Origin of the sequence: Acinetobacter sp. UBA6720, assembly GCF_002454215.1 — a bacterium.
Lineage (GTDB): Bacteria > Pseudomonadota > Gammaproteobacteria > Pseudomonadales > Moraxellaceae > Acinetobacter.
In genome coordinates, this window is sequence record NZ_DKIK01000038.1 from 1 (window position 1) to 2,513 (window position 2,513).

2 protein-coding genes, 1 tRNA gene and 1 pseudogene are annotated in these 2,513 nt (G+C 40.7%); 2 read left to right on the top strand and 2 right to left on the bottom strand.

What is annotated here, in order from left to right; genetic code table 11:
- Nucleotides 1–955, top strand: a pseudogene (locus tag B4F08_RS03370) (hypothetical protein); the annotation flags it as partial.
- A 69-nt stretch (nucleotides 956–1,024) separates the two neighbouring features.
- Nucleotides 1,025–1,831, top strand: a complete 807-nt coding sequence (locus B4F08_RS03375; protein WP_291373163.1) for a YdcF family protein — start codon at nucleotides 1,025–1,027, stop codon at nucleotides 1,829–1,831.
- A gap of 14 nt (nucleotides 1,832–1,845) precedes the next feature.
- On the opposite strand, the gene B4F08_RS03380 is transcribed toward B4F08_RS03375, so the two are convergent.
- Complete coding sequence (locus tag B4F08_RS03380) at nucleotides 1,846–2,307, bottom strand: DUF2750 domain-containing protein (RefSeq protein ID WP_291373164.1); 462 nt, start codon at nucleotides 2,305–2,307, stop codon at nucleotides 1,846–1,848.
- Nucleotides 2,308–2,392: 85 nt separating this feature from the next.
- Nucleotides 2,393–2,468 (bottom strand) — tRNA-Val (locus B4F08_RS03385).
- Nucleotides 2,469–2,513 lie beyond the last annotated feature (45 nt).

Here is a 2,513-nt window from a genome sequence, read left to right on the forward strand (position 1 = left end):
TGCCTCTGCAACAAAACTTGAACTTCAAGCCATGAATATTGATAAAACCTTTGATCAATGGACTTTGGCACAACGTGAAGTACTCAATCCAAACAGTGTTGGCGCACATGCTTATAATATCGAGCTAAAAACCAACTTCGATGTTACATGGCAAGCAGGCGATATTGCTGAAATCCAACCTGGTAATAGCACAGCACGTATCCAAGCATTTATGCAAAAGCATCACATTGCAGCACAGAGCATCGTTGAATCCTTAGCTATTTCGATTGAGCAAGCACTTTGGGATAAAAACCTCAGCACAGAGATTGAGCCTTTTGCCAATTTGGAAGATTTGCTGGAACAGTTGAGCCCTTTACCTACACGTGAATACTCGATTGCAAGTGTACCGGCCCAACAAGTGTTACGGTTGGTTGTGCGCCAACAGCAAGATTTAGAAGGTGAACTGGGCTTAGGTTCAGGTTGGTTAACCCGACATGCCGAGCTTCAGCAACCTATTGCACTACGTATTCGTACCAATGAATCTTTCCACTTGATCAATGACAACCGTCCTATCATTTGTATTGGTAATGGCACAGGCATCGCCGGTTTAATGAGTCTACTCCATGCACGTACCCGCCTAGACTATACTCAAAACTGGTTGATCTTTGGTGAGCGTCAGCGTGAACATGATTTCTTCTATCAAAGTACGATTGAAGCATGGCAAACCACAGGCATGTTGCAACGCTTAGATTTAGCATTCTCACGAGATCAAGCAGAGAAAGTTTATGTACACCATAAACTGACTGAACAAGCCCATGAGCTTAAAACATGGGTTGAAAAGGGTGCCGTCATTTATGTCTGCGGTAGCATTAATGGGATGGCAAGTGATGTTGATACAGCGTTGGTAGAAATCTTAGGCGAAGAAAAATTAGATCAACTCCGCCAAGAAGGTCGTTACCGTCGTGATGTTTATTAAACATTAAATCAAGATGAGAAAACCGAGCCACAGTGCTCGGTTTTTTTATATATAAATTTGCTAAAATCCATGCAAAGCCTAAACTCACAAGCCTACATGCAAAAATCAAAAAGAATCATTAGTTTTGTCATCGGTTCATTACTTTTCGCAAATGGCTTGTATTTTATTTTAAAACTCCGCTTTGATTTCGGCATTCTCCTGCCTTTGTTTATTGGATTAGGTCTGCTGATTTATGCACTCACCGCCCCTAGGCTTAGGGCTTATATTCAAACCAATAAAATCCGACAATCAATATGGCGTTACACTTGGGCTATTTTCTTGCTATGGATTTGTAGTTTAGCCATTTTCTTTCTCTTTTTAAAATTTTCAAATGAACAAAACATACCCCATGTCAATGCACCCGCCGTTTTAGTTCTTGGCAGTGGGCTAAAGCACGGTAAACCGAGTCCAACCTTAGCCAGTCGCTTAGATCAGGCAGCTCATTACGTAAAACAATATCCAGAAACTATTATTGTTGTAAGTGGTGGGCTATCTCCACAGCAAAACATCAGCGAAGCCAACGCAATGCGTCAATATTTGGTGGATCAACACCATATTCCAGCCCATCGCATCTACACCGAAGAACAAAGTACCAGTACAGAGTTAAACCTGTTCAATAGCAAAAAGATTTTAGCTCAACAACATATCTCTATTGAACAACCGATTGCGATTGTCACCAGCGATTTCCACATTCCACGTAGTCGTGCGATTGCAATTCGCCAAGGTTATCAATCACCCATCATGATCGGTGCTAAAACACCACTTGAAACTCGCTATAACGCATGGCTACGAGAGTATTTTGCCTTTATTAGCGGTTGGCTACTCAACGAATACTAAAGCAAAACAATATATTAATGCAGACGAATATGACGTGGTGAAGGCAATTGTAATTGCTTGAATAAATCAGGCTTTTGTATCGAAAACTGATACAGATAATTTTTAATATCTAATAATAATTTTTCAGGAGCAACCAAAACATTCTGCCCTTCTGGTGTTAAATTCATCGACACTGTCGTATTTTCAACACGTAAAAAAGGAATCACTTTTTCAACCAAGTCCGTTAAACCAATACTCTGAATTTCATAACCCGCCCAATTATCTTTCACTAAAAGCTGTGCTAAGCCTTTACTCTGCCACATCGCAAATGAACGCTGTCCAGTTGGTGTAGCACAGAGTGCCCACCCATCATGATACAACGCCAAAACATGGCCCTGATGCACAATAGTTTCAATAAAAAGGCGATAAACTTGGAGAGGATCGTAAGCAATATTTTGATTTTTAGATGCAGCTTTGCGTTGATATGGATTTCTCATAAATCTGTCATGTTTTAAAATTATTATTGCACAGAAGTGTATGAAAACAGCTTGAGATAAGCAAGGTTTTTACGACTAGGGAATATGGTGGGCGCTGACGGGATCGAACCGCCGACATTCTGCTTGTAAGGCAGACGCTCTACCAACTGAGCTAAGCGCCCTTGAGAAGTAAAAATAGCATTGCTATTTTTATGATGCAAGAAAGA

Bases quoted from the DNA above. Each gene is read 5' to 3' on its own strand.
- B4F08_RS03375 (WP_291373163.1), top strand. From the start codon at position 1,025: ATGCAAAGCCTAAACTCACAAGCCTACATGCAAAAATCAAAAAGAATC.
- B4F08_RS03380 (WP_291373164.1), bottom strand. From the start codon at position 2,307: ATGAGAAATCCATATCAACGCAAAGCTGCATCTAAAAATCAAAATATT.